The following is a 24,592-nucleotide window of genomic DNA, read 5'->3' as shown; positions in this document are numbered from 1 at the left end:
TGTCCCACTTCATAGGCCTGTGCTCCTCGCAAATCAGGCGACAAATCTCGGCGGGCCCAACCCGCAAGGTGCTTCGCTTTCAAAGGTTGCAACAGATCCTTCAAGAAACTTAACAGAAGTTTGCACCCTTTAACGCCATACAATGTCAAAGTAACCCTGAAGTCGTTTTATACAGGCAACAAGCTAGTGTCAGATCCAACTGAAGCACGTTCTTGCCCAGATGGCTCAAGTCTCACACTCCTCGATTTGAGCGGAGTGCCATGGTGAACCAGGATTCCACCTATCGCGTCGCTCCTTCGGGATGCTCGGCGAGTCTCGATATGACAAAAATTAATGAAGCGGCGGCCGATGAGCTTTGGAGGCCATACATGCTTCACCAGAGGTTCGATGCCGAAGCGGCGGCTGAGGTTGCCCTGCAGAACGGGCAGCCCAGGGTCCATTCCGGTGACGGTGTTGCACTTTGCTGCGGCACATTTGGCGAGTTACTTCAAGGCCAGTTGCCGGTTAGTCCCCATTCTCATGATTCCCATTTCTTGGTCACGATGCCCATCGCGCTCTTTGCACGGGCCAAATTTATGCCCATCACAGGCACCCGATCTGTAACCGTCTACCCGCCACACAAAATCAAAGCTCAACGACTGGCCGAGAATCTCGTGATTGCGCTCGGCGTCTCGGGAGGAGACCTCATTCTGCAATCTGAGCTACCGGAAGGCAAGGGACTTGCAAGTTCGTCTGCGGATCTTGTGGCGACCGCACGGTCGATCGCCTCCAGCTTCAAACTCAGAGTGCGGACATCATTGATGGAGAAACTAATGGCGGAGATCGAGCCCTCTGACGGGGTGATGTATCCCGGAGTGGTCGCATATCACCAGCGATCATGTAGCCTTTTATCTTTCCTCGGACAAATGCCACCGCTCGCCGTGGTTGGGATCGATGAAGGAGGTACGGTCGAAACCATGCACTATGATCAACGTCGAGGTGAAATCAACGCTAGTCAGAGAGCGCAGTATTGTGAATTGCTCGATCGCGCGCGCATAGCCATTCCGCAAGGTGACACGGTCACTATGGGCAGAATAGCCACAGCCAGCGCGCTCCTACATCAGCAGCGGGCTCCGAAAAAGTATCTGAACTCGATGCTGAAAGCATCGGAGGGCACAGGTGCCCTCGGGGTCATAGTCGCGCACAGCGGTACCATGACTGGGATAATGCTTGATCGAAGGGCGCCTGAATTCTCGCAGAAACTCCGGTCCGTGGTCCACCATGTGTCGCTGTTCGGCAAATCGCCAAAGATATATCTAACGATGAACTAGCGGCGTTGACCACATGAACCTTGATCGCACGCCCCTGCCATTTTCTCAGTATTCTGCGGCCTATGCGCTCCCCCGCATTATTCGGTGTGGCTCGAACCTATATCTCGCGCAGTTTGCTTTCATGAAGCTTCTCCCGGCCAAGTATATTATCGGACAAGCAGTGGCTCGAGGGACTCTGACGCATGACACGATAGTGTTGGAGACATCTAGCGGAACCTTTGCGCTGGGATTGGCTGTAGTGTGCAGGGAATATGGATTTTCACTCGAGATATTCACCGACCCAGTGATGGATAAGGGACTGGAAAATAGGCTAAGATCCTTAGGTGCGGAGGTTTTCATTATAACTGAAAAGGCAAAGGAGGGCGGGTATCAGAGAAGCCGCCTCGACGCCATGCATGCCAGGATGAGGCAATTGGGTGAGTCCCATTTCTGGCCCCGGCAGTACGAAACACCAGACAACCCGGCAGCCTACCGGTGTTTCGCTGACCAGATCTCGGAATTGCTTGGCGCCGATGTGACATTGGTTGGCTCTGTTGGTTCAGGCGGCTCTACTTGCGGAACAATAGAGCGTTTGCGCCAGAAGGCCCTTGGGGCCCGCCTGATTGGGGTGGATACATTCAACAGTGTCATTTTTGGCCAGTTGGACGGCGAACGGAAGTTGCGAGGACTGGGGAACAGCCTCGTCCCAAAGAACGTGAAGCATGAACTGTACGATGAGGTACATTTCACGTCGGCTTCGCTTGCGTTTGCTGCAACGCAGGCCCTCCACGAGCGGCACGCCATTTTTGCCGGTCCTACCTCAGGCGCGAGCTATATCGTAGGGCGCTGGCGCGCCCGACAGCACCCAGAGGAAACCGTTGTGGTCATATGCCCTGATGAAGGCCACCGCTACGCTGAAGCTGTGTACGACCAGGAGTGGCTCAGGCAAAACGAATGTGTGCTTGAAGGTGTTCTTCTGGACGCTCCAGCTAGCGAGGAGCATCCCTCGACTGCTCTCCCGCCATGGAACCGATATCGTTGGAAGCGCAAAACCCGGGAGGCTGTCTTGAGCGCGTTGGAAGGCTGTAATGGACCAGAATAGTTTTCTTTTCGTGGAAAGCAACACGACTGGTACTGGTGAGCTATTGATGAAGCGAGCTAGGGTTTTGGGTTTTGAACCTTATCTCGTTACGCGAAATCCCAGCCGCTACCCCTTCCTAAAGGTGTGCGGTGCGCGAGTAATTGAAGCTGAAACGCGTAATCCAGATGAAATCATCCGGTTCGCCGCCAAACTGACAGGGCTGGCAGGAATATTTTCATCGTCCGACTATTTTGTAGAATCAGCATCCAGAGTCGCGAAGGCGATCGGGCTGCCAGCGGCACGTCCGGAGGCGATAGCTAATTGCCGGAACAAATGGAAACAAGTGACCGAGTTGCAACGACAATGCATTTCAGTGCCTGAAACTCGGCTGGTCAGCTCCATCAGAGACGTAGAGAAGGCTCTTGTTCAAACTATTTTTCCCGTCGTTGTGAAGCCGGTCTCCGGAAGCGGCAGCAGCGGTGTACGCCTTTGCGAAAACACCTCAGAAGTCGTAGAGGCGTTCGAGGGAGCAAAGAGAGTGTTGCTTGACCAAGTAGATTTGCGCAGCCCGGAAATCCTCATCCAGCAATACGTTGAAGGTCAGGAATACTCTGCAGAAATCATCGCATACAACGGATCGCTGCACTGCCTTGGCATTATTGCCAAGCACAAGGGGGCGGCGCCCTGCTTCGTTGAGATTGGGCACGACTTTCCGGCCCCGCTTCCGGAGCCGTCGCGACACGAACTGGCCTCTTTTGCTGCAGGCGCAGTTTCGGCATTGGGTCTGGACTTCGGACCGGCTCATGTGGAATTCGTCATAACGGAGTCCGGCCCGGTCATCATTGAGGTCAATCCCAGGCTGGCTGGAGGGATGATTCCGGTTATGCTCTCGCACGCCTTGGGCACGTCCATCCCGGACATGATGATCAAGCTTTACTCCGGTGAAGCGTTCGTACCGCTTCGAGCGAGCAAGAAATCCGCAGCAATTCGTTTCAAGCTTGCTCACCGGTCTGGCAAGATCAAACGCTTGGTTTTCTTTAAAACTCTAGGGCCAAACACGCCCGAGGCGGGCCTTCTGAAATCTGAGGGAGAGGATATACAAATCAATGGCGATTTCAGAGACCGAGTGGCCTATGCAGTGGGCGTCGCCGATGAAGTAAATATGGCTGCCTCAGCAGCTGAACGCATGATTGATTCCATTATGCTTGACATAGAAACACTTGCTCGCAAACCGGACAACAGTCGAGACGCCGGGTCAAGTGAGCCAACATGGACCTTGCATCCTGAAGCAATGAAGCTGCTCGCCCCGCCCATCGAAATTTCGCGGGATGGTCGGGTCCTGCAATTCCAGGCTGCCATCGACGAAGCGCATCTTGTGATGCTCGCTGATCACGGCTTGGTCGGCCAAGCTGTAGCCGCAGACTTGCTTACGTCTATTTTGGATCTCCAAGGCGAAGGCTTCAAATCCTTGGATGGCCGTGATGCTCCGCGTGGCCTTTATCTTGCCTATGAGGCCGAACTTGCGGCCAGAGCAGGCGAAGACAGGGCAGGATGGCTACATCTAGCGAGGTCTCGTAACGACTTGAACGCGACAATTTCTCTGCTGGTTCTTCGGGAAGCCGTGTGCTCCGTCTCGCGGGAGATAGGAATTGCGCAGGATGCCCTTCTTCAGCGAGCCGAAGAGGCATCGAACCTTGTGGCCCCGCTCTATAGTCAGTACCAAATCGCACTCCCAGGCTCCCCGGGACACTACCTGCTAGGAGTCTTCTTTGCTCTCGCGCGCGAGCGCCAGCGACTTCATTGCCTGCTGGAGGAGATCAGGAGTTGCCCTATGGGCGCGGGTGCCGGTGGGGGAACCAGCATGCCAATAGATCCTTTAGAAACCGCGAGCCTGCTGGGCTTCGAACTGCCTTCGTTCAACTCTCTTGATGCGGTCGCAAGCCGAGATCTCCATCTAAATGGCCTTTCGCTCTTCACGAGTGTCTCAATTTTGCTTAGTCGCGTAGCCCAGGATCTGCAGGTTTGGACGACTCGCGAGTTCGCCCTCATCGATGTTCCACGCAATCTTGCCGGGGGCTCTTCCATGTTGCCTCAAAAGAAGAACCCATATCTTCTTGAGCATATCAAAGGGTCTGCAAGCACCGTGATGGGCGCATACGTTTCTGCGGCATCTGCAACCTGCAAAGCGCCTTTCAGCAACTCGATCGAATCAAGTAACTACGGTTGCTCTCCAATCAGCCTTGCTGAAGGTGCTCTGAAGCGGGCCATCATCCTGACATCGCTCATCGTGAAGTTCATGTCTTTCAACGTTAGTGCCATGCTCGAGAATCTGGAAGACGGTTTGGCGATGACAACTGTTGCCGCCGAACGAATGGCGGTGCGGGGAGTTCCCTTCAGGAGTGCCCATACACAAATTGGCGAGATCGCGGCACGCCTGTCGCAGGATAGTTGCCTTGCCAATCGCCGAGGCGAGCTGGCCTGCCATCTGGGCGGTGTGTTGCCGGCGAGCCCAGAGGAATGCAGGGAGGCTCTGGAATTCGGCGGAGGACCCGCCAAAGCATCAACGGACGCCCAGCTTTCTGTAGCAAGGTCACTCTTTCGGGAAACTCAGCTTAAATGCGCAGAGATACGTGAACGCTGGGCGAGCGCCGAGATGTACCGCAAACGGAGGGTGAAAGAACTGATCGACGGCCGTCTATCCCCCTGACACAGTGGAAAAAATGGATGGTAGCAAAGCGCACCGGCTCTGGATAGGCCCGGGCCATTTTGAGGCGCGCCTTTCGGTTGAGAACATCCGGTTGATGCGGGCGGCCACTATCGTTTCGCCGGTGTTCCATGCGGCGATTTCAACCTGGACAGGGAACATGAGAGGCTAGACCAGTCGCACTAGATACGGTCAGGCACCGGCTTACGCAAAGTAGGATGACTGACTGATTAAAGTGGCATTCCTTGAACATCACACCCCCCGGAAATTGGCCGACGGTCCGTGCCACACGCCGGCAAATCAGAACGTTGCAACAGAGCCTTAAAATAAGTTTACGAAATCTTTGCGACCGGAAATCGCTGACGATGGTACGTTCACCACAACGTCTGAGATCAGGCACTGCTAAAGCTGATGCCGATCTAGCTCGGACTGCCGCACAGCACCCAAGGTCGGAGACAACAGCCAATGGCAAGAAGAGCGCTCATCCTAGTTGAAGGTCATAGGAGTATTGGTCTCCTATACGTGAAAGCGGCTCAGTGTCTTGGTGTTCATCCAATTACCCTGTCGGCTGATCCAACTCAGTACGACTATCTTGCGGCGGAAGGCATTGAGGCAATTCATGTCGATACAGACAATCTCTCTGCGCTGATCCACGAATGTTCTCGGCTGGGTGCGACGTATGACATTGCTGGCATTACTGGCTTTACGGGCTCCGACGAGTCGGTCTCTGCGACAATCGGCAAGCTCTGCCGGCATTTCGATCTACCGGGACCGAACCCCGCATCGATTGAACGATGCTGCGACAAATTCACGCAACGTCAGCTCCTCGAGAAGGCCGGCGTTCCAATACCTGCTTATCGGTTGGCGGCGAATGCGATAGACGTAGAATGCGCTGCCGCAGAGATCGGCCTGCCGGTGGTTCTTAAGCCAGCCGTAGGTAGCGGCAGCAGCGGAGTCCGATTGTGCCGCAACATCGATGAGCTGGCCGAACATACGGCCTATCTGTTGAACGGGAAACACATATGGCGGTCTTCGCCGAGGATACTCATCGAAGAATTCGCACGAGGGCCATTCTATGGCGTTGACATAATGGGAAATGAGGTCATTGGAATTGAGGCCGGCGACTTCGGCCCTCCACCGTATTTTGTCTTCCGTCATTTGACCTGCCCGGCCCCGCTGACTGGTGACGAGCATAGGCGTATCGCAGATGTTTCGCTGAGCTGTTTGCGAGCTCTCGGTCTTGGCTGGGGGCCAACCACAGTTGAACTCCGGTGGACGAAGCGGGGCCCAGTCGTCATTGAAGTCAATCCGCGCCTTGCGGGTGGAACCAGTCCTCGGCTGGTTCAAGCGGCTTACGGAATCGATCTCATCACGGAGCACATCAAACTTGTCATCGGCGACGCATGGGATTTGCGCAGAAGGCATTCGCACATTGCGGCCTCGCAGTGCCTGGATGCAGATCGCGATGGCGTACTCGATTGGATCCATGGCGACGGTCGGGCCGCTGCTGTACCAGGTGTCGCCGAGGTGAAATTGTACATTAAACCCAAGACGCCGATCGTCAGGAAGGGCGACTTCCGAGACCGCATCGGACATGTCATTGCCACTTCACCCGGCCGTGCTCAGACTGCGGCTATACTTCAGCATGCCGTCGACTTAATAAGTTGGTCGATCGCACCTTTTCCGGCCTCAGGTAACTGCGTCCCTTCCTCCGCTGCACCGGCGCACGTAAGGCCTGATTAGGGAATGATGTTCGCCGAACTTGGTTCAATTGAGAGCAGGAGAGAGACACAGGTCGATGGTGATACCTCAGCTGCCCGTGCAGAATCCCGGAGGTGGCGCTTGATCCGCGGAATGAGGCGGCGCTTATGCGGCGAGCGTCGGCGAATATACGGCGGTCGTGACGTCCGACTGATCGCTCGCGTTGGCGCTTCCGGCCACTAGGTTTAAGCTCATCGGGCTTCGATGCGGTCGTGTGTTGCCAGCGCAACGCAATCCCTGCCCAGATTGCCCAAGGTGGGGTGTTGCTCTGGTTCAGATCAAAAGGCGGCAAGGTGATTTAGGTACTAAATGCCCATCGGCATCACATCGACCGTGGAGAAAGCACAGAGGAAATGCCCCATGATGCTCCGCACCTTAGTTCGAGCAACTGAGCGAAACACCGTAGCGTTTCATTACCAGAAGTAGGACCGAAATGAAAAGGCCCCAAGGTCGCGCTTGCGGCTATGGCGGCCGACACGCGCAAAGCCGCGTCGCTTCCGGACGACAACGCCCGCTGGTTCGCGTCGCCGATGAGCTACAATCTGCAAATCATCGGCGACGTGACCGGCAAGTGTGGGGCTATTAGACCGCCGTGGCGGCGCCGCCGGCCGGCGCTGGCGGCGATCAGGGCCGGCCTCACGTGCGAGGCAGTCCACGGCAGCCGAGGAGGTCATTCTCCGTCGGCTACCACACCGGGCAGCCGGTTGGTCAGCCCTTCCCAGAGGCGCCGCAACTCAAGCGGGCGATCGATGTCGGTATGATGTGGGTCACGACCTTGCCGTGGTGTGAGAGAGGAACGATGGCAAAACCGCGTCTGGAGACCTTGAAGTCCATCAACGCCGAGTTTCTTGGCAACCAATGGGTTGACGGCGATCTTGAGCAGTTGGCGACGTCTCCTTTCGGGATCGTCTCCAGCTTCGAGAGCTTGCTCTCGGATTTGCGCAGTATCGTCGCCAGGGACCTGGGTCATATCGCGCCGGACGGCGTAGCGCAAGCATCACACTCTGGTCATGACTGATTCAAGGTCAATCAAGACGATCGTCGCCGCACTCGAGGGCGGCAACCGGTCCGCGGTGGAGATTGTCAGAGAATGCATCGCTGCGGCCGAACGGACCAATTCCTCGTTGCGCAGCTTCATTACGGTGGCCGCTGACCACGCGCTAAAACAAGCAGGGAAGTCCGATGCACGCCGAAGGGCGGGCCGCGTCCTAGGCCCGCTTGACGGAATTCCTTACGCCGCGAAGGACATGTTCGAAACGCGCGGCATCCGAACCACCGGTGGCAGCAGGGTGCTAGAGAACAATGTGCCGGACACGTCGGCGGCAGCCATTTGCATGCTCGACGCGGCGGGGGCGGCCCTGATCGGGAAAACGAACCTCCACGAATTCGCCTATGGCGCGACCGGCGAGAACCGCTGGGCCGGAACGGTCGTCAACCCCCATGACGAGACAAGGCTCGCTGGCGGCTCGAGCAGCGGCTCCGCAGCGGCCGTGGCGGCCGGCATCGTGCCGTTCGCGCTCGGCACGGATACCGGCGGCTCGGTTCGCGTTCCGGCCGCGCTCTGCGGCATCGCCGGGTACAAACCGAGCTATGGCCTGATCAGTCTCGATGGCGTCATCCCCTATTGCTGGTCGTTGGACCATGCGGGCGTACTCGCGACATCAGTTGAGGACCTGGAGCTTGTCGTCAGGCACATCGCGAAGCTCCCGCCGGCGACGCAACCCAGTGCGGCGCTGAGGGTTGCGCTGGTCGAGGGCTTCGAGGAAAAATGCGAGGAGCCGGTGCAAGACGCGTTCCTCGCGACGAAGGGGCACATGCGACGTTTGGGGGCAATGTTTGGCGCGATCGAACTCCCAGACCAGTCCGTAGCCCGCACGGTCTCGCTGACAATTCAGCTCGCCGAGACACTTACCTATCACGGCCCCAATCGCGCCCGCGCCCGCGATCGATTCGGTGCTGACATGCGCGGCGGCATGGTGTTGGGGCAGTTCCTATCTGCAGAAAGCTACATCCAGTGTAAGCGCATGCTGGGAACTTACAGGCGAGCGTTTGCGCAGGCCATGCAGATGTTTGATGTCCTGCTGACGCCGGCGTGTCCGATCATGGCGCCGCAGGTCGGGACCGTCGACGTAGACATTGCGGGGCAGACTATTCCGCTTGGCAACGCGCTGACGCTGTTCACTTCTTTCTTCAATCTGGTAGGTGCGCCGGCACTAGTGTTGCCGGTCGCCTCGCCGAGCGGCGGCCTACCCGTCGCTGTGCAGATTGTTGGATCGCCCGGCTCCGATTCCCAGCTCTTCGGGATCGCCCTCATTCTCGAGAATGTATGCAGGGCGTGTAGATCCTGACCGCTGCGAGGCAGTTCGTTCAAGCACTTTGGCAAATGAGCGGAGTATCCAGACAAGACTGAAGACAATTCACGTCACCAATTCCTTTCGGGCGATGCGCTCGCCGGTCTGGCATTCGTTTGCTGACCCAATTTGGGGCATGACCAATTTGTGATCACATCATTTGGCGGCGCCTACGCTGTGAGCCGGCTTAACGGTTGTCTTGCAACTTGTGGAATTGCCGCGCTCATTGTGCGCTGCCGCTGCGAGCCTGCGATCACCGTTGGCCAATGCAGCCATAAGGTCCAGCACTGGATGCTTACGGCGAAGGTTCCGTAACCATGTGGTTGATAGACGAACACTCTAGTGTCGTCGGCGCCGCGATGGCAAATAGCGCTGCAGCGAGAGCGCTGGATATCGACGAAGGTCACCGCGGCGCGGAGGGCCACGCCGGCGCAGGCGTTATTCCCGCCGCCTGGGAGTGGGCGTCGACCTCTGAGACAATGGCTGCAATCGCGCTCGGATACAAATCGCCCTGCGTGTGGCAAGCTCTCGGCCTGCGGAAACAATCGATACATATGCCACTGGGCGCTGGGTAGGCTATGGGGTTGCCGCAGCTACTTCCCCACCATTTGCGGCTGGGTCATAAGCTTCGCTTGCGAACAGCGTGTCGTAGATCGCCAGGCTATGATGGAGGTGATGTTATCCGCAGAAGATCGGATCGAAGATGCGGAGATCATCCATCACCATGCGCACCGTCCGTGTCGGTGGACGCCGTCGGCCTTTGGCAGGGCGGTCAGGGCGTTCTTCGTCTTCGTCAGGTGGCGCGCCCGAGTACTTGCCGCGGTGACGCGAGCATAGGTTATCGCCCGGCACTCGCCGGCGTACCCTGAGCACGGCCCGATCAGTGGCGTCAGCCCGGTCTGAGACGGGGTGAAGGCGAGATTGTACGCGACCACCGAGGACCAGATCTAAGCTTTGAAGTGATCGAAGCGGTCGACAACGCGTTCGATCAGCTTGCGCGCATTCGGCCCTACCACGGAGAACTGGCCCAAGCGTCGGTGGTCGAAATCAACTGGACGTCCAGGCCAAAGGCATTGCCGCGCGAACTCCATGTGTCGGTAAACTGGGCCGGCCTGTGCCGTGGTCGTCGACACGACAAAATTGGCGGTCAAGGCGGCATGCAGCATCGTCGGGTCTGAAGCCGTGAACGATAAGTTGAGACCAAGCATGGGAGGGAAGGAACTCCCCTACATGCTTGAGGCGCGGCCGTGCGCTCTCGTTTTCCTTGGGAATGGACCGACGGCTTCAGTGCACCACCCGGCATATGATTTCAACGACGAAGCCTTCCCTACGGCATCGGGTATTGGGTGAACCTGATCGAGACGGTTCTGGCCGATTGAAGCGAGCGTCATCCGCACCACCTGGGTAAACATTACCGATCGGACGCACAGCCGGAACTCCGTGGCGCCTTGCAGGCTTGGTTTCGGGCTATGACGTCGCCCGAAGGCTCAAGATCGACGGCGATGAGGTTTTGGCGGCCTGAAACGGCGATGTGGCAGCTGTTGGGTGCTTTTCCGCGAGCCTCGCTAGGAGACAGAACGCCACTGTCTGACCACAGCATGCCGCCGTCGAAACGGGCTACGACGGAATTGCCGCCGACAGATGACAAGCCGCTCAGTGGCAGCGTAAGACCATTCATGGCGGGTGTGGTCTCCGGAAATGATTCGGATCGGCCTTACCAACCAAACCCTAGGTCATTTCAATGGCTTGAACCACATCCGCCAACCCGCCGTGAATTTTTCAGGCTAACACTCACGCGAAAACCAGAACGCGGCTGGTATGCGCGTCATGCCGATCCTTTCATAGAAGCCTACAGCGTCGGGCTCGGAAATCAACGCCATTGCGACGACAGGTCCGAGCTGCCGGCGCGCGTCGCCAACCAGGCCCTTGCCGATGCCAAGCCCTTGCGCCGATTTCGAGACGGCGAGCTCGGAGATATAGCAGACCCAAAAGAAGTCGGTGACGCCGCGGAGAACTCCGACCAGTTTCCGGTCGCGCCGGTCGAGCCGCGCCGTCAGCACTAGATCGGCATGGCTAAGCATCGCCTTCAGCCGCAGCTCTCCATGGCCTCCCCCGAAGCCGGATTCCACCAACACTCGGCAGAACTCAGCGGCATCGAGGTCCGGCTCGCTAGCGTAAAGGATTTTAGGGGGCTCGGGCACACCATCTCCTTTCAGAAACGTCTCAAGTATAAATTGAATTGCATCCTATTCTGTGCAATCATAGTAACATCAGCAGTTGCTTTGGTGGTTCATCACTTTTGCTCGTCGGGAAGGTGCCCCGAACGGGGTTTGGCTGCGAACTGATCGAAGCTCCACCAGTCGGTCGTACCGCGACGACTATAACCTCTTACCTAGCGCCGCTGCGCAGAGGTAAGGGCCACATATTGTTCCTATTCGCCAAGGGTCGGAAATGGTGTGATCGACCAACTGATCGAGTCGACGGCACGCTGAAGTGCGATCTCGGTCTGAGCAAGACTGGGTGAAACGGCGACGACATGTCCGATACAGTCTCGGTAGTCGCCTTTCCTGATGATCGGCGTCTTGGGTTCAACATAGAATTTGACCTCGGCGACACCTGGTAAAGCAGCCGCCCGACTGTCGCCATCGATCCAGTCGAGGATCCCATCGCGATCAACAAGTAGGAACCGCGCGGCCGCAATGTGCGAATGCCTTCTGCGCAAATCCCATTCGTCGCCGATCACAAGCTTGATGTGCTCGGTGACGAGATCGATACCGTGAGCCGCTTGAGCCAGCCGAGGTCCGGTCCCACCCACAAGACGCGGGTTGACTTCAATGACGACTGGGCCACGCCTCGTCCAACGGAGTTCAATGTTCGTTGGCCCCCAGCCAAGGCCGAGAGCTCGCAAACAGCTCAGCGAAACATCGGCGATACGCCTATGCTCGTCATCAGTCACAGGGGCCGGGAAGATGCTCCGCAGGAAGACGAAATGCGGCAGGGGGCCGAAATCAGCGGCGCCAATCCCAAGGACCTCATTTCCCATTACAAGAGTGCAATAATAAGGACCTTGTGCGAACTCTTCGACCAGTATCTTCGGCGAAGACTGCCATGTGTGCTTCCCGTCCAACAGATAGGTCGTATGTTCGGCTACCTCTTCGACGCTGCGGCACAATCGGACACCGATGCTGCCGCTACCTACGGCTGGCTTAAGAACTACCGGCAGGCCGATCTCGGCGGCACAGCTTTCCACCTCCGTCGCATTCGCTGCCAGGCGATAAGCAGGTATCGGAACGCCGGCCTCCGAAAGGAGCTGACGTTGAGTGAATTTGTCGCAGCATCGTTCAATCGATGCGGGGTTCGGTCCCGGTAGATCGAAATGCCGGCAGAGCTTGCCGACTGTCGCAGAGACCGACTCGTCGTCGCCGGCAAAGCCAGTAATGCCAGCAATCTCATACGTCGCACGCAGCCGAGAACATTCGTGGATCAGCGCATCGAGATTGTCTGTATCGACACGGATCGCCTCAATTCCTTCCGCCGCAAGATAGTCGTACTGAGCTGGATCAGCCGACAGGGTAATTGGATGAAGGCCAAGACACTGAGCCGCTTTCACGTATAGCAGACTGATACTCCTGTGGCCTTCAACCAAGATGAGCGCGCTTCTTGCCATTGGCTGTTGACTCCGACCTTGGGTTCTGTGCGGCAGTCCGTGCATAAATTGGCATCAGCTTTTGTTAGCTGTGCGTGACTTCAGACGTTGCGGTGAAGGTACCATTGTCAGCGATCTGCGGTCGTGAAGATTCTGTAAAATAGTTTAAAGGACCTTTTGCCACATGTAGTTTGGGGATGTGGTACGAAGCGTCTTGATGAATTTCGGAGGGAGCAAGGCCTGGCCTGCTCCGGCGCGCAGCCGCCATCCCTTTGGCAATGGAGCCTGCCCGGGACTCACATTGGGGACGTGAGATCGGCAAGCTCGGTCATGTCAAACTTAAAACCCTTCGTTAAGCTAGCCGCCTTGATGCACGGCGATGAGGTTTTGGCGGCCTGAAGCGGCGATGTGGTCGCTGTTGGGCGCTTTTCCGCGATCCTCGTCAGGCGCCGGCGATGATCCGTCGTGATGGCAAGTGGTTTGCAGGTTGCGGTCGGCGGATTCGTTTCGGGCGTCTGCGCCCCATCGTTATGTCGCGAGCCGCGGAATGCGATCGAGGACGATGCGCAGGATGCGTTGGTCGGGGCAGGATGTCGGCAGGTGCAGGCGGATTTGCGTCTTCATCTCGATCACCCGCGCAGCGGATCTTGATGATGCGCAAACGCAGCGTGTCGAATTGGGCGACGCCAAGCTGGAGCGTTTCCGCATCGCAGCGCGCAGGCCGGGCGCCCGCATCCTCTCCGTAAAGCGGCTGTGGCCGCGCGAACGGATGTAATACAGACCGGGCGATACCCCGAGCGAAATTCCGGCCTCATGGCGGGCCTGCGGCTATCTAAAAACCAGATGACCTCGATACACACACTGAATTTGACCCAAGCCTATCGGCAACTGAAAATCCACCGACAAACCAAATAGAAAACAACCGCAAATCGGAGGAGACGATGAGCTTATTTGGTGAACAGGCGCATCAATGTTGGCTAGTTGCCGTCGGCGTGCGGTCATCCGTAGCCCGACGGGCTTCGGCGTGATCCTCGGACAAGATGCGAACGTTGATCGACTGTGGTGACGGCTGAAAGGTGACCATTGAACCTAATGTGACGTCGTTCTGCGCCGAGGCCGGGATCAAAGTTACGGCAGGCGCCCGACGAGGATCCGATCGACAACGTCGAACTGCGGAAAACCGCTCCATCCAGCAGATAGGCGCGGATCGTTGCGCCAATAACTTAAGAGGGGAATGAAACATGATAATCACTCGACGCGAAATCATAAAGGCGGGTTTGGCCGCCGGTACGGCTATGTCGATCCCATCGGTCCTGCGGGCGCAGACCGCGCCAACCGCAGCGCGGACGGTCCGGATGGTCATGGGTGACCTCAGTGTGTTCGATCCGGTCGTTACGACGGCTAGCGTCACCTTCAACCATTGCTTAGCGATTTACGACACGTTGTTCGGCGCTGATTCCAAGTTTATGCCGCAGCCGCAGATGGTGAGCAAGTGGAACGTTTCCGACGACAAGAAGACCTACACGTTCGAGCTCAGAGATGGCTTGGGCTGGCACGACGGCTCCCCCGTCACCGCGGCGGACTGTGTGGCCTCAATCCGTCGGTGGGGCCAGGTGGCTCCCGGCGGGCAATTGCTCATGGCGCGGGCCAGGGATATCTCGAAAAAGGACGACAAGACCTTCACGATCGCGCTTCAGGAACCGCTGGGGATTCTACTCGACCTCCTGGGTTTCCAAGGCCCATTCATCATGCGCGAGAAAGACGCGAACCTTTCCCCCACGGAGCAGGTGACTGCGAACATCGGATCGGGGCCCTTTAAGTTCAATCAGGCTCTTGCGAAGCCGGGCGCCAGCTTTACCTACGATCGCAGTGACAAATACGTGCCACGTAACGAACCTGCCGACGGATTGGCCGGCGGGAAGGTCGCGAAGGTCGATCGCGTCATCTGGGAGAATATTGGCAATCAGCAGACTGCGTTGGCGGCCTTGCAAGCAGGTGAGATTGATTTCGTTGGGACGCCGCCAGTCGATCTTTTCCCGGTGATTGAGAGCGATCCCAACCTTGAACTGCAGGTTCTGGACAAGACGGGCCAAGATATGTTCCTGCGTATAAACTGTCTGCAAAAGCCGTTCGACAACGTCAAGGCGCGCCAAGCGCTGCTGCACCTGGTCGATCAGGAGGCAATTATGCGCGCCGCTTTCGGTGACCCAAAATACTTCCGATCCGTCACTTCGATGTTTGGAAACGAAACGCCAGCGTCCAACGACGAAAATACAGGATGGCACAAGACAGGCGGCGACCCGGAAAAGGCCAGGCAACTGTTCAAGGAGGCCGGATATGCCGGCGAGAAGGTCGTCATTCTCGATCCGACTGACTGGCGCGAAGCCGACAATGCCTCGCAGATACTGGTGGCGGCGCTGCAGAAGATTGGGATCAATGCCGAACTTGCGCCGAGCGACTGGGGCGGGCTTGTCGCGCGCCGCGCGAACAAGGGCCCCGTTGAGGACGGCGGCTGGAGCCTCTTCATGTCGTCCGAAGCTGAATGGATCCGCGGCAATGTCGTTACCGCAGTCACCCTATCCATGAATGGCGAAAAAGGTTGGTTCGGCTGGCCGCAGAACGACGAATATGAAACTCTCCGGGTCAAATGGGCAGATGTCGAAACGCTTGAAGAGCGCAAGGCCCTGGCCCGCAAGATGCAGCGGATATGGTGGGACTATGTCCCCGAGGTTCTGTTGGGTCAATATGTCACCCCAATCGCGCGCCGCCAGACCCTCACGGACCTCATCAGCATGCCGGAGCTCATCCCGATATGGAATATGCAGAAGGCCTGAGACACGATGGCCGCCTATATCCTTCGCAGAATGGTGTCGACCATCGCCGTTATGGCGATGGTCGGGGTATTCGTTTTCCTGCTTCTCAGGCTGGCGCCGGGCGACCCGGCGGCCATGATCGCCGGTAGGTTGGCCACGGCGGAGATGATCGCCGGCATCCGCGAAAAAATGGGCCTGAATGATCCTATGCCGGTTCAGTTCATACGTTGGGTGCGCGACATGCTCGGTGGAGATTTCGGGACCTCGATCTTTGCCGGGCGACCGGTTCTCGAGCTGATCTCGCAGCGGCTTGAACCGACCCTTTCGCTGTCAATCCTGACGATGATCCTTTCGGTCATGGTCGGAGTCTCTTTCGGCATCCTTGCCTCGTGGCGAACGGGCGGGCTCGTCGACCGCTTCCTCGCGGCCTTTTCGGCACTTGGTTATTCCGTCCCGGTCTTTGTCATCGGCTATTTTCTCATATACTTCTTCGCGATCAGGACACACTGGCTACCGGTCCAGGGATATGCGCCGATCGATGGTGGCCTCGGGCCTTGGTTTGTACACCTGATCCTGCCCACCGTGGCATTAGGCATTGGCTACATTGCATTCATCGCCCGGGTTACGCGGGCCAGCATGCTTGAGGTTCTGTCGGAAGACTATATGCGAACGGCCGCCGCCAAGGGCGCTTCGTCCTATGCCATCCTCTTCCACCATGCCTTGAGGAATGCCGGCGTCCCGATCCTGACCGTCATCGGCATAAGCTTCGCCTATCTGATCGGCGGAGTCGTCCTCACGGAAACGGTGTTCAACATACCCGGTATCGGTCGTCTGGTCGTCGATGCGATCAACAACCGAGACTACCCCATCATTCAGAGTGTGCTCATCCTGACTTCGGGTCTGTATGTCCTAATCAACCTCACAGTCGATCTGGCTTACACCTTAATCGATCCCCGTATCCGGTACTGATATGACGATTTTATCAGTTGAATACGTCCCTACGGGCCGCCTGCGAATATCTGACCTTCCCCGTTTGGCAAAGCGTCATCCGCTGGTCATTGCAGGCGGCGGTCTGTTGGCGCTTCTGATCATCCTGGCGCTCGCTGCCCCACTTTACGCCGGGAATCCGGTGAACATGGATCCGTTCAAGCGCCTCCAGCCGCCTTCCGCCGAAATGTGGCTTGGGAGCGACAATCTGGGCCGGGATGTGTTTGCGCGGACGGTGTTCGGCGCCCGAATCTCACTCATGGTCGGATTGATGTCGGCGGCGTGCGCGGCCATGACCGGGCTCCTGATCGGAATCATCGCCGGCTACAGCCGTAGCTTCGACAACGTCGTCATGAGGGTCATGGACGGCCTGATGTCGATCCCGACGATTCTGCTAGCGATTGCGCTCATTTCTCTGACAGGCCCCGGGATCGGCATCCTCATCATCGCCATCGCGATCCCCGAGACGCCAACCGTCGCGCGGCTGGTTCGTTCGGTGGTTCTGGGTGTTCGCGAGCGTCCCTATGTGGAGGCCGCGCTCTGCGGCGGCGCGCGCCTGCCGAGGGTGCTGTGGCGACATATCCTCCCGAGCACCATTCCGGCGCTAATGGTCCAGGGTGCCACTGTCTGCGCCAGTGCGATTATGACGGAGGCGGCACTGAGCTTCCTCGGCGCGGGCGTGCCGCCCGAGATTCCAAGTTGGGGCAACATGATCGCCAATTCGCGCTTGTACCTCGCCATCGCGCCATTGACAATCTTCGCCCCCGGTATCTGCCTTGCCGTCACGGTCCTTGCCGTCAACCTGCTCGGCGACGGCCTGCGCGACCTGTTCGACCCCCGCGCCAAACGGAGGCGCTAACATGCGGATACATCAAACCGCAGGGAACGATGTGCTTCTCGATGTCCGAAATCTGGAAACGCACTTTTACGGCGAAGAGAGCGTCACACGTGCCCTGGGCGGCATCAGCTTCCAGGTGAAAAAAGGCGAAACGCTCGGCGTCGTCGGCGAATCCGGATGCGGGAAGAGCGTCACCGCTCTCTCCATCCTTCGCCTGCTGCCGAAGCTGACAGCCAGGACTGTCGCCGGCGAGATCCGCTTTCACGGACGCGATCTTCTCGAGTTGTCCCATCGGGAGATGCGAAAGATCCGCGGCGACCAGATCGCCATGATCTTCCAGGAGCCGATGACGAGCCTGAACCCGGTCTATACGGTCGGCCACCAGATCGCCGAGGTGGTCCAGATCCACACGAAAGGCCCCCGCTCGGTGGCGATGGCAAAGGCCGAAGAGATGCTTCGTCTGGTTCGCATCGCGGACCCCGAGCGTCGCGTCAACAACTATCCGCATGAAATGTCGGGCGGCATGCGTCAGCGCGCCATGATCGCAATGGCCCTTGCCTGCTCGCCGGAACTGTTGATCGCCGACGAGCCGACCACGGCGCTTGACGTCACTATTCAGGCGCAGATTTTGCGGCTCATCCTCGATCTGAAAGAGCGCATGGGAACGGCAGTGATGTTCATCACACATGATCTGGGCGTTGTGGCCGAGACATGCCAACGCGTGATTGTTATGTATGCTGGCCGAATCGTAGAGCAGGCCAACGTCATCGATTTGTTTGCGCGTCCCGCGCATCCCTACACCCAGGGCCTCATGCGCTCGGTACCTGATCCGCGGCGCGGCCGACAGCGCCGCCTTCCGGAAATTCCCGGCATTGTCCCAAGTCTTCGCGAGCCCATTGTCGGGTGCAGTTTTGCGCCTCGCTGCCCGTTCGCGATCGATATTTGTCGCGAGAGGACACCCGTTCTTGATGATGTCAGGCCGGGCCACGCCGCGGCTTGCTGGCGCGCCGAAGAGGTGATGGGCGCATGAGCGATCCTTTGCTGAAAGTCGAGAATCTGACCAAGCATTATCCGCTTGGGGCGGGATACCTGAAGAAGACCATCCCAGTGATCCGGGCGGTGGAGGATGTATCCTTCACCGTTGATGCGGGCGAGACGCTTTGCATCGTCGGGGAATCCGGCTGCGGCAAGTCGACCGTGGCGCGGCTCTTGATGCGACTTGTGGAGCCTACCGGCGGGCGCGTGCTGATTGAAGGAACCGACATTGCTGGCCTCAAGAAGGACGCGCTTCGCGCTTGGCGGCGTCGTATGCAGATGGTCTTTCAGGATCCTTACTCGTCGCTGAATCCGCGCCTCACGGCCGGGCAAATCATCACCGAACCGGTCGAGAATTTTGAGCGCCTCAGCCGGAAGCAGCGTCAGGCGCTTGCCGCGGACCTTCTGCGAAAAGTCGGAATGTCGCCTGAGATGATGCACAGGCTGCCATCCGAATTGTCGGGCGGTCAGCGCCAGCGGCTCGGCATTGCACGAGCGCTGGCTCTTGAGCCCTCGCTGATCATCGCCGACGAGGCGGTCTCGGCTCTGGACGTCTCCGTGCAGGCACAGATCTTGAACCTTCTTCTGGATCTCCAGCAGAAGATGGGCATTGCCTTCGTCTTCATCTCGCATGACCTCGGCGTCGTGGAGCATATCGCGCATCGCGTTGCCGTCATGTACCTGGGCCGGATCGTGGAACTCGCCCCGAGCGAGGCGCTCTTCGCGAAACCGGTCCATCCCTACACCGAGGCGCTGATCGCGGCAGCGCCGGTGCCGGATCCGACGCGGGTTCGGCTGGAGGCGCCCGTCGAGGGCGAGGTGCCAAGTCCGATCAACCCTCCGAGCGGATGCGCGTTCCATCCGCGCTGCCCGCTTGCGGTCGAGCGGTGCCGCATCGAAGTGCCGCCCTTAGTACCGATGGCAGACGGGCGCATCGTGGCCTGTCATGTGCGCGCTCCGGCTACAGGCATGCCGCACCTAGCGCGTGCCTCGACCAATTCGTCGTTCACCCCTATGGCATAGCGCATACGTATTCACCCCAGCAAACATACCGAGCGCACGCGACACGAAGCCGAGGTCGTGCCAAGTGAAAGTAGAGAGATAGAGGATAAATTTATGGAGAAACATTTACACGAGAATGGTCGTTATCCGGTGCGACGGGCTGACGGCTATGATGCGATCGGCTCAACCGAAACAAACGTTGCGGACGGCTTCACGATGGTGGCAGTTGGAGACCTCATCGTCTCGCGAGCGCTGACTAATGGCCACCATCCCGGCTTTGGCGACATTGTCAAGATTCTTTGTAATGCCGATGTTACATTCGGCAACATGGAAACCCTGATCTTCGATATCCGATCGTTCAAGGGAAGTCCGGAGGCTGAGCACGGCGGTGCGTATCACATCAGCGTACCGGAACTGGGACCTGATTTGAAGGCGATGGGGTTCAACATCGTCGGTCGCGCGAACAACCACACACTTGACTGGGGTCTTGAAGGCATGCGCGAGACGAGCCGGGTGCTGGATGAGAGCGGTATCGTCCATGCAGGTGCGGGCGAGAATCTCGCACAAGCTGGCGCCGCTCGCTTTTTGGAAACCGCACGCGGTCGCGCGGCATTGGTGTCATTGGCTACAACGTTCGCGCCTATGGCTCGAGCGTGCGATCCCGCTGGCGAGGCTCCCGGCAGACCAGGGCTTAATGCCCTTCGTTTGGCCCAAAGCATCGTCGTGCCGCCGGAGATGCTTGAGAGTTTGAGGCGGGTACGTGATGCGTTGCCAGGCTACAAGGCGGGCGAAACGGATCCAAGCCGGGTCATGGTCGGTGGGGCAACATATAAGACAGGCAACAAGGCCGGCTACAGCTACGAAGCAGACCAGCGCGATGTCGCCGACATTCTACGAAACGTTCGCCGGGGCAAGCAGTTTTCCGACTTCTGCATTGTCACGAACCACGCTCACGAGCCTGGGGGGTGGAGCCAGGAACCGGCTGATTACGAACAATCGTTTGCGCACCAAATAATTGATGCCGGAGCGGACGCATACGTCGGACACGGGCCGCATCTGTTGCGAGGCATCGAGATCTACAAGGGCCGCCCGATATTTTATAGCTTGGGGAATTTCTTTTACGACGACCTCCGGACGCCCGCCGGGGCGGACATGTTCGAAGCTTACGGAAAAGACCCACGAGTCGATACAGATGCCGAGGTGACAGTTGACGAGGAGGCGAAAGGGTACCCGATTGGGGAAGGGCTGTTCTATGCGGCGCTCTCGGCCCCAGTGTATTATGAGAGTGTTGTCACCGTCAGCCGCTTCGAACAGAACCACCTTGCTGAATTACGTCTTTATCCCATCGAGCTCGGTTTTTCGAATAGGTTTGCCAACCGGGGCGTCCCCCAGCTCGCCCCCACAACCCAAGCAAAAGCTATTCTGGAGCGCCTAAAGAACCTCTCGAAGCCATTTGGGACCGAGATCGTCATCGAGAACAACGTTGGAGTGATCAGATTGAGTCCGACTTCGCCGTGATTACTCGGCTGGGCTGCGGCATCTAGTTCTGTCCTCTATTCCGAACGCTCAGAGTCGGTCAATGGCTGATTCTGCGCATCAAAAGACTGCCCACGGCTGCGTGGATCATGGCTTCGGAGACGTCGATGCGTCGTTCGTGGTCGCGCACGAGGCGGCGCCTGTGTGTGAGCCAGCCGAAGGCTCGGCCTCGCGTCTCTTGTCCATAAGCCCAAAATCGCAATTCGATCGCGCAGGCAATCAACCGGACTCTTACGCGGCAGGGGGAGCCACACATGATAAAATCATCTGATTTTGCAAATGAACCTCGCCAGGACGAGCTTTCAAGCTTGGTTGCAAAAGAGGTCCAGCGCGTTCTGGCTCAGCACCAAGAGGTTATGAAGGGAAGGAGTTCAATCTCATCGCACGTGGGGAATGGCAATATCGCTGCTCCCGATTTGCTTTCGGATTGCGAACAAGCGATTCATGACGATTTGACAGCCTTGGCCTCCAAGTTTGTTCACGGGCTCGCAGCCGAAGCAGCGCGACGTTTCGATGCCAGCGCTCGCGAGACGCCACCGCTCACAGCGCAAACCAAAGGCGCGCATGGGTCCGCAGTTTTAAAAGGGCCTGATCAGCAAAGCAATAGCTTGCGCATTGAAGACTGGGCAGGCGCGGTTGCAGGGCCCACCTTTCTGGAAGAACACTTCGGCATACCGCGGTCGACATTGCATTGGTGGCAACGGCACAACGACGTGGTCGCATTGCGGAAGGGCGCGCGCAAGCATGTGTTTCCCTTAGCTCAGTTCATCGATGGCAGGCCAGCGCCAGGGATACGACAAGTGCTCTCCTTGATCGCCAATCCCAGACCGGCGTGGCTTTGGCTGACCTCCCCTTCACCTCGGCTTGATGGCCGAATTCCCATAGAGATGCTCCGGCAAGATCTGGCTGCAGAAGTCATCTGTGCTGCACGAGACTTTTCCTCAACATGAAGTCCAGCTGACGAAACCAGCTGCAAATCAGTGCACCGCGTTGCGAGCCTGTGAAAGCCCAATTGCGGGTCGCGCACGCCACTACGCACCTGAGCAATCTATTTTGCAATCTCGTGCAACCTGTACAGCCTGTGTTGTTTGTATAGTTTGCACGAATTGTACAGTATATATCTGATTGTACGTGACATAATCGCAACGGTTGTTATACATAGATCTGCGCTGCTCAGCATATACCTTGCATTATTCACAATCACGAATAGCGTCAAACTCCGAGGAAGCAGCGCGATGCGCACTTTTTCGATCGTGGGGATGGGGAGGGATGCTGTCTTTCGGCAATGAAGATGCCCTGGCCCTTTTTTTAATCTTTTGAGTGGAGATCAAAATGAATATCAAGAGCCTTCTTCTCGGCTCCGCTGCCGGCTTGGCCGCAGTCACCGGCGCACGCGCGGCCGATGCCATCACCGTCGCCGAGCCGGAACCCGCTGAATACGTCAAGATCTGCGACGTCTACGGCGCTGGCTACTTCTACATCCCCGGCACCGAAACCTGCCTGCGCATCGGTGGCTATGTCCGCTGGGACGCGTCAGCTGGCCAGGAAGGTTCGTTCAACGAACGTCGTGCTGTCGACCATGAGGACGGCAGCATCAACGATACCTGGCACAAGAAGGCCCGCCTCTCGCTGAGGACCTGGACTGGTCAGGAAACAGAGCTCGGGACCTTGAAGACCTACACTGAAACCAAATTCAACTACTCTGACGGCAGTAACAGCAGTTCCCTGAACTTTGCCTGGATTCAACTCGGCGGGCTGCGTGTCGGTAAAGACGAATCGGCCTTCGATACGTTCATCGGCTACGCCGGAGACGTCATCAACGATTCGCTGGTTCCTTATGGGGATTTCGACACCAACGTCGTCCAGTACTATTTCGACGCCGGCAACGGCTTCTCGGCCGTGGTCTCCCTCGAAGAAGGCTCTGGCGTGGTCGGTACGATCGACAGCTACGTTCCGCATGTCGTTGGCGGCGTGAAGTATACGCAGGGCTGGGGCGCCATCACTGGCGTCGTTGCTTATGACAGCAACTACGAAGAGGTGGCCGGCAAGGTTCGCTTGGACGTGACAGCGACCGAGGCGCTATCGCTATTCATTATGGCGGGCTACGGTACGGACGACAATCTCAACGACCCTACCTATGCGATCCCTGCCGGCGACCGCGGCTTCTACAAGCAGTGGGGCGGCAACTGGGCAATCTGGGGCGGCGGCACCTACACCGTCAACGAGAAGACTGCGTTCAACCTCCAGGTGTCATATGATGAGGCCAAAGAATTTGGCCTTGCGGCGAACGTCGCCTACAAGATCGTCCCGGGTCTCACGATCACGGCCGAAGTTGACTGGGCTCATAACGACCACGACAGCAATGGTTACAACTGGACCGGCATCCCCGCCGGCAAGAGCAACGCCGTCGGCGGCATCCTCCGCTTCCAACGGTCGTTCTGACGGATCGAAGGATTGGATCATAGCGCTCGTCGCATAAGATTGCGAGCGCTAGACTCGCTCGTCCAGCCGGGGTTGGCTTAGCGGGATACCCAAAAAGGCTTTCGGCGGCTCCTTCCAAAGTGCTTAGGTCCGCACCTCCGGGATCGAAGCCTGCCGCCGATGCGAAGGGCGCCCTTGACCAAGGCGCCCTTCAATCTAATGCACGTCGCTCAAAAGTGGCTTCGGTTTTGAGAAAACGACATGCATGGAAACAAAGGCTTGAAGCGCGTCGCATGAGTGCGTTTCGACGAGACGCGCTTTAGAGCGTCGAGCATGAGGCGAGCCCCGTTTCAGAGGCTATTGCGGTTGAGTTGCGGAGGGTCAGGTTGATCGTGGCTGGACCGGTGACGCCGGAGCGGTTGCAAGCAACGCCAGGAAGAAGGCAAACAAAAGCCTCAGCCAGTTGAGCAAGAGGCTGAAGACGATATGGGGCGAGCGGCGAGGGTGTGGCATCCTTCGGCGCTCCAAGAACATCCAGCAGAAGGAGCGTCTCCATGTCGCAATCTTTTGACGCGAGCCGGTCCCTTGCCGCTCTCAAACAGGATAACACGATCATCGCCGTCATCGAAATGAGCAAGGCGAAGTGGCGGGTCGCCGCGCTTGTTCGGGGTCTCAAGCGCCAGCCGCTCAAGAAGCTCGATGCCGACGCGCCAGCACTGTTGAAGCTGCTGCAGCGCTGGCGCGACGAAGCCGGCCGGGCCGGGCACACGGTCAAGCGGATCGCCGTCGCCTATGAGGCGGCGGCGGTGGTCCCGCCGTCGCGTTCGATGGATGACAACCTCGCGGCTCGCGTTAACCGGGCGCACACCTGAAGCACCTGCTTGACGATGTCGGGCGGGTTCTGTTCAACCTCGTCCGTGTGGCGGGCTCTCGCTTATGTGGCTTCGACAGTCGCAATGTCGACAGCGCCCCATCTGGCTTCTAGATGACAACAATATACAAATTGCGTTTGACGCAAGCCGCGTGGCGATTAAGCTTGATTAATGAACACACCTAAATGGCCATGTCGAATGCCCATAAGGTCCATAGTTTTGAAATAGCAGATGCCGGGTATCGAGATTTTCTTCG

At 58.0% G+C, this 24,592-nt stretch carries 20 protein-coding genes and 2 pseudogenes; 18 read left to right on the top strand and 4 right to left on the bottom strand.

Going from position 1 to position 24,592, the window contains the following annotated elements; all coding sequences use genetic code 11:
- Positions 1-260 precede the first annotated feature (260 nt).
- The 9 genes from A3A9_RS0137955 to A3A9_RS46465 all read left to right on the top strand — a co-directional run bounded on the left by A3A9_RS0137955 (position 261) and on the right by A3A9_RS46465 (position 10,536).
- Entirely contained in the window at positions 261-1,310 is a 1,050-nt protein-coding gene (locus A3A9_RS0137955) for a hypothetical protein (protein ID WP_027033290.1), read from the top strand.
- Between the two features lie 121 nt (positions 1,311-1,431).
- A complete protein-coding gene (locus A3A9_RS0137950; protein ID WP_224713160.1) occupies positions 1,432-2,391 on the top strand; it encodes a cysteine synthase family protein in 960 nt (319 codons plus the stop codon).
- A complete protein-coding gene (locus A3A9_RS0137945; RefSeq protein ID WP_027033292.1) occupies positions 2,378-5,077 on the top strand; it encodes a lyase family protein in 2,700 nt (899 codons plus the stop codon). Before A3A9_RS0137950 ends, A3A9_RS0137945 begins: the two co-directional genes overlap by 14 nt.
- 462 nt (positions 5,078-5,539) lie before the next feature.
- Positions 5,540-6,817 (top strand): ATP-grasp domain-containing protein, encoded by a 1,278-nt coding sequence (locus tag A3A9_RS43755; RefSeq protein WP_080680402.1) that lies wholly within the window; start codon positions 5,540-5,542, stop codon positions 6,815-6,817.
- 817 nt (positions 6,818-7,634) lie between these two features.
- Positions 7,635-7,853, top strand: a complete 219-nt coding sequence (locus tag A3A9_RS41025; protein WP_033839217.1) for a hypothetical protein — start codon at positions 7,635-7,637, stop codon at positions 7,851-7,853.
- Positions 7,846-9,183 (top strand): amidase, encoded by a 1,338-nt coding sequence (locus tag A3A9_RS0137930; protein WP_027033295.1) that lies wholly within the window; start codon positions 7,846-7,848, stop codon positions 9,181-9,183. The genes A3A9_RS41025 and A3A9_RS0137930 overlap by 8 nt, the downstream gene beginning before the upstream one ends.
- Before the next feature lie 320 nt (positions 9,184-9,503).
- Positions 9,504-9,761, top strand: a complete 258-nt coding sequence (locus A3A9_RS44730; RefSeq protein ID WP_027033296.1) for an MmgE/PrpD family protein — start codon at positions 9,504-9,506, stop codon at positions 9,759-9,761.
- A gap of 384 nt (positions 9,762-10,145) precedes the next feature.
- Complete coding sequence (locus A3A9_RS45550; RefSeq protein ID WP_169627230.1) at positions 10,146-10,364, top strand: hypothetical protein; 219 nt, start codon at positions 10,146-10,148, stop codon at positions 10,362-10,364.
- Positions 10,306-10,536: a M20/M25/M40 family metallo-hydrolase gene (locus tag A3A9_RS46465; RefSeq protein WP_342355840.1), complete on the top strand. Its 231-nt coding sequence runs from the start codon at positions 10,306-10,308 to the stop codon at positions 10,534-10,536. Before A3A9_RS45550 ends, A3A9_RS46465 begins: the two co-directional genes overlap by 59 nt.
- Before the next feature lie 434 nt (positions 10,537-10,970).
- Here A3A9_RS46465 and A3A9_RS0137910 read toward each other — a convergent pair whose 3' ends face one another.
- The 3 genes and pseudogenes from A3A9_RS0137910 to A3A9_RS46230 all read right to left on the bottom strand — a co-directional run.
- Positions 10,971-11,387 carry a GNAT family N-acetyltransferase gene (locus A3A9_RS0137910; protein ID WP_027033298.1) on the bottom strand — a complete coding sequence of 139 codons (417 nt, stop codon included), beginning with the start codon at positions 11,385-11,387 and terminating at the stop codon, positions 10,971-10,973.
- Positions 11,388-11,617: 230 nt separating this feature from the next.
- The gene (locus tag A3A9_RS41015) at positions 11,618-12,853 is read right to left on the bottom strand and encodes an ATP-grasp domain-containing protein (RefSeq protein ID WP_033839212.1); all 1,236 of its coding nucleotides are present in this window, start codon (positions 12,851-12,853) and stop codon (positions 11,618-11,620) included.
- Between the two features lie 507 nt (positions 12,854-13,360).
- Positions 13,361-13,511, bottom strand: a pseudogene (locus tag A3A9_RS46230) (transposase); the annotation flags it as partial.
- A 562-nt stretch (positions 13,512-14,073) separates the two neighbouring features.
- Here A3A9_RS46230 and A3A9_RS0137885 point away from each other — a divergent pair.
- From A3A9_RS0137885 to A3A9_RS0137860, 6 genes are all read left to right on the top strand, one after another.
- Positions 14,074-15,666 (top strand): ABC transporter substrate-binding protein, encoded by a 1,593-nt coding sequence (locus A3A9_RS0137885; protein WP_027033302.1) that lies wholly within the window; start codon positions 14,074-14,076, stop codon positions 15,664-15,666.
- Between the two features lie 6 nt (positions 15,667-15,672).
- Positions 15,673-16,614, top strand: a complete 942-nt coding sequence (locus A3A9_RS0137880; protein ID WP_027033303.1) for an ABC transporter permease — start codon at positions 15,673-15,675, stop codon at positions 16,612-16,614.
- A gap of 1 nt (position 16,615) precedes the next feature.
- A complete protein-coding gene (locus A3A9_RS0137875) occupies positions 16,616-17,491 on the top strand; it encodes an ABC transporter permease (RefSeq protein WP_027033304.1) in 876 nt (291 codons plus the stop codon).
- A gap of 1 nt (position 17,492) precedes the next feature.
- A complete protein-coding gene (locus A3A9_RS0137870; RefSeq protein WP_027033305.1) occupies positions 17,493-18,500 on the top strand; it encodes an ABC transporter ATP-binding protein in 1,008 nt (335 codons plus the stop codon).
- The gene (locus A3A9_RS0137865) at positions 18,497-19,528 is read left to right on the top strand and encodes an ABC transporter ATP-binding protein (protein WP_027033306.1); all 1,032 of its coding nucleotides are present in this window, start codon (positions 18,497-18,499) and stop codon (positions 19,526-19,528) included. Before A3A9_RS0137870 ends, A3A9_RS0137865 begins: the two co-directional genes overlap by 4 nt.
- Before the next feature lie 93 nt (positions 19,529-19,621).
- Positions 19,622-21,025 (top strand): CapA family protein, encoded by a 1,404-nt coding sequence (locus tag A3A9_RS0137860; RefSeq protein WP_027033307.1) that lies wholly within the window; start codon positions 19,622-19,624, stop codon positions 21,023-21,025.
- Between the two features lie 58 nt (positions 21,026-21,083).
- Here the strand turns inward: A3A9_RS0137860 and A3A9_RS46225 are convergent.
- Positions 21,084-21,209, bottom strand: a pseudogene (locus A3A9_RS46225) (IS5/IS1182 family transposase); the annotation flags it as partial.
- 88 nt (positions 21,210-21,297) lie between these two features.
- On the opposite strand from A3A9_RS46225, the gene A3A9_RS43745 reads away from it, so the two are divergent.
- From A3A9_RS43745 to A3A9_RS0137850, 3 genes are all read left to right on the top strand, one after another.
- Complete coding sequence (locus A3A9_RS43745) at positions 21,298-21,993, top strand: antitoxin Xre/MbcA/ParS toxin-binding domain-containing protein (RefSeq protein ID WP_080680404.1); 696 nt, start codon at positions 21,298-21,300, stop codon at positions 21,991-21,993.
- A gap of 382 nt (positions 21,994-22,375) precedes the next feature.
- Positions 22,376-23,485 carry a porin gene (locus A3A9_RS0137855; RefSeq protein ID WP_027033308.1) on the top strand — a complete coding sequence of 370 codons (1,110 nt, stop codon included), beginning with the start codon at positions 22,376-22,378 and terminating at the stop codon, positions 23,483-23,485.
- Positions 23,486-24,018: 533 nt separating this feature from the next.
- Positions 24,019-24,336 (top strand): hypothetical protein, encoded by a 318-nt coding sequence (locus A3A9_RS0137850; protein WP_027033309.1) that lies wholly within the window; start codon positions 24,019-24,021, stop codon positions 24,334-24,336.
- Positions 24,337-24,592: the final 256 nt, after the last annotated feature.

This window comes from Mesorhizobium loti CJ3sym, assembly GCF_000472785.1.
Taxonomy (GTDB): domain Bacteria; phylum Pseudomonadota; class Alphaproteobacteria; order Rhizobiales; family Rhizobiaceae; genus Mesorhizobium; species Mesorhizobium loti_E.
Note: the sequence above shows the minus strand (reverse complement) of the source record. Positions and strands in the feature narration are given on the sequence as shown.

Excerpts from the sequence above, each read along its gene's own strand:
- A3A9_RS0137860 (WP_027033307.1), top strand. The coding sequence starts at position 19,622 with ATGGAGAAACATTTACACGAGAATGGTCGTTATCCGGTGCGACGGGCT.
- A3A9_RS44730 (WP_027033296.1), top strand. The coding sequence starts at position 9,504 with ATGTGGTTGATAGACGAACACTCTAGTGTCGTCGGCGCCGCGATGGCA.
- A3A9_RS0137885 (WP_027033302.1), top strand. The coding sequence starts at position 14,074 with ATGATAATCACTCGACGCGAAATCATAAAGGCGGGTTTGGCCGCCGGT.
- A3A9_RS0137870 (WP_027033305.1), top strand. The coding sequence starts at position 17,493 with ATGCGGATACATCAAACCGCAGGGAACGATGTGCTTCTCGATGTCCGA.
- A3A9_RS0137855 (WP_027033308.1), top strand. The coding sequence starts at position 22,376 with ATGAATATCAAGAGCCTTCTTCTCGGCTCCGCTGCCGGCTTGGCCGCA.
- A3A9_RS0137865 (WP_027033306.1), top strand. The coding sequence starts at position 18,497 with ATGAGCGATCCTTTGCTGAAAGTCGAGAATCTGACCAAGCATTATCCG.
- A3A9_RS43745 (WP_080680404.1), top strand. The coding sequence starts at position 21,298 with ATGATAAAATCATCTGATTTTGCAAATGAACCTCGCCAGGACGAGCTT.
- A3A9_RS0137850 (WP_027033309.1), top strand. The coding sequence starts at position 24,019 with ATGTCGCAATCTTTTGACGCGAGCCGGTCCCTTGCCGCTCTCAAACAG.
- A3A9_RS0137875 (WP_027033304.1), top strand. The coding sequence starts at position 16,616 with ATGACGATTTTATCAGTTGAATACGTCCCTACGGGCCGCCTGCGAATA.
- A3A9_RS0137880 (WP_027033303.1), top strand. The coding sequence starts at position 15,673 with ATGGCCGCCTATATCCTTCGCAGAATGGTGTCGACCATCGCCGTTATG.
- A3A9_RS41025 (WP_033839217.1), top strand. The coding sequence starts at position 7,635 with ATGGCAAAACCGCGTCTGGAGACCTTGAAGTCCATCAACGCCGAGTTT.
- A3A9_RS0137930 (WP_027033295.1), top strand. The coding sequence starts at position 7,846 with ATGACTGATTCAAGGTCAATCAAGACGATCGTCGCCGCACTCGAGGGC.
- A3A9_RS0137945 (WP_027033292.1), top strand. The coding sequence starts at position 2,378 with ATGGACCAGAATAGTTTTCTTTTCGTGGAAAGCAACACGACTGGTACT.
- A3A9_RS41015 (WP_033839212.1), bottom strand. The coding sequence starts at position 12,853 with ATGGCAAGAAGCGCGCTCATCTTGGTTGAAGGCCACAGGAGTATCAGT.
- A3A9_RS0137955 (WP_027033290.1), top strand. The coding sequence starts at position 261 with ATGGTGAACCAGGATTCCACCTATCGCGTCGCTCCTTCGGGATGCTCG.
- A3A9_RS43755 (WP_080680402.1), top strand. The coding sequence starts at position 5,540 with ATGGCAAGAAGAGCGCTCATCCTAGTTGAAGGTCATAGGAGTATTGGT.
- A3A9_RS0137950 (WP_224713160.1), top strand. The coding sequence starts at position 1,432 with ATGAAGCTTCTCCCGGCCAAGTATATTATCGGACAAGCAGTGGCTCGA.